Below are 1,964 nucleotides of genomic sequence, written 5' to 3' on the forward strand. Positions count from 1 at the left end.
CTCCGGGCCGGCCTCGCGCTGCTGGTGGCCCCGGCGCTGTTACTGGTCGCGGTGCCGCTGCCGGGCCGGTCGCAGGCCAAACGGGCGTATTGCCGGCTGCTGTTGCGGTGCCTTGGCGTCCGGATCACGTTGTCGGGCGGGCCGATTCGCAATCTGCCCGGTGTATTGGTGGTCAGCGACCACATGTCCTGGCTGGACATCGTGACGATCGCCGCGGTACTTCCCACAACCCGGTGGCGAACGGTGCCCGCATCGTTTGTCGGCCGCGCCGACGTCGCCGCCAATCTCGCCGTGCGGATGATGGCCTGCATCATCAAGGTCATCCCGATCGACCGAGCCAGCCTGCGCCAGCTGCCTGCGGTCGTCGACACCGTCGCCGCCCGGTTACGCGCGGGCCAGACGGTGGTGGCGTTCCCGGAGGGCACCACCTGGTGTGGGCTGGGGTCCGGGCGGTTTTATCCGGCGATGTTCCAGGCCGCCGTCGACGCCGGCCGGCCGGTCCAGCCGCTGCGCCTGCGCTACTACCACCGCGACGGCAGGGTCTCGACCGTTCCGGCCTACATCGGCGACGACACGCTGCTGCGTTCGATCGGTCGCCTGCTGGTCGCCCCGCGCACGGTGGCGCAGGTCTACGTCGAATCACTGCAGCTGCCGGGTACCGATCGGCGTGAGCTGGCCCGCCGCTGCCAGGCCGCTATCCGCACGACAACCGCGGCGCACCCAGGTCATGGGCAGCGTCGGCCCGTGCTGGCTTCCTGACCTCTAGAGAGGCCTCGGTATCCTGGGCGGGTCATGGTGTACCTGGATCACGCCGCCACCTCCCCGATGTACCCCGCTGCCATCGAGGCGATGACGGGCGCGCTGAGCACCGTGGGCAATGCCTCCTCGCTGCACACCACGGGCAGGGCCGCTCGGCGCCGAATGGAGGAGTCCCGCGAGTTGATCGCGGCCAAGCTGGGCGCGCGTCCATCCGAGGTGATCTTCACCGCCGGCGGCACCGAGAGCGACAATCTCGCCGTCAAGGGGATCTATTGGGCGCGCCACGACGCGCAGGCGCGGCACCGGCGCATTGTCACCACCGCGGTGGAACACCACGCTGTGCTGGACTCGGTGAACTGGCTGGTTGACCATGAAGGCGCCCAGGTGACTTTCTTGCCTACCGCCACCGACGGATCGGTGTCCGCCGCCGCGCTGCGTGACGTGCTGCAGCGCCACGACGACGTCGCGCTGGTTTCGGTGATGTGGGCCAACAACGAGGTCGGCACGATCATGCCGATCGACGAACTCGCCGCGATCGCTGCGGAATTCGACGTCCCCATGCACACCGACGCGGTCCAGGCTATCGGCCAGCTGCCGGTCGTCTTCGGCGCCAGCCAGCTGTCCGCGATGAGTGTGGCCGCCCACAAGTTCGGCGGCCCGCCCGGTGTGGGTGCGCTGCTGCTGCGTCGCGACGTGGGCAGCGTGCCGCTGTCACACGGCGGCGGCCAGGAACGCGACATTCGTTCTGGCACTCCCGATGTCGCAGGCGCCGTCGGTATGGCTGCCGCGATGCAGCTTGCCGTTGACGGACTTGAGGCCAACAGCGCGCGGCTGCAGCTACTGCGCGACCGTCTGGTCGACGGTGTGCTGGCGGGCATCGAGGACACTCGCCTCAACGGTGCTGTCGGCTCGCGACGGTTACCGGGCAACGCGCACTTCACCTTCGACGGGTGCGAGGGCGATGCGCTGCTGATGTTGCTGGACGCCAACGGGATCGAATGCTCAACCGGCTCGGCGTGCACCGCCGGAGTGCCACAGCCCTCACACGTGTTGCTCGCCATGGGAGCTGAGCCTGCCAGTGCCCGCGGATCGTTGCGATTATCGTTGGGGCACACCAGCGTCGACGCCGACGTTGATGCCGCGCTACGGGTGCTTCCGGGTGCGGTGGCCCGGGCGCGGCAAGCCGCGCTGGCGGCCGCGGGGGC

At 69.5% G+C, this 1,964-nt stretch carries 2 protein-coding genes; both read left to right on the forward strand.

The features are described 5' to 3' along the window. A partial coding sequence (locus tag WB785_RS11010; protein ID WP_424079111.1) for a lysophospholipid acyltransferase family protein occupies positions 1-759 on the forward strand: 759 nt, incomplete at its 5' end. Between the two features lie 33 nt (positions 760-792). After that, the coding region (locus tag WB785_RS11015; RefSeq protein ID WP_424079112.1) for a cysteine desulfurase family protein at positions 793-1,964 on the forward strand (1,172 nt) is incomplete at its 3' end.

It is taken from the genome of Mycobacterium sp. (assembly GCF_049585075.1).
Lineage (GTDB): Bacteria > Actinomycetota > Actinomycetes > Mycobacteriales > Mycobacteriaceae > Mycobacterium.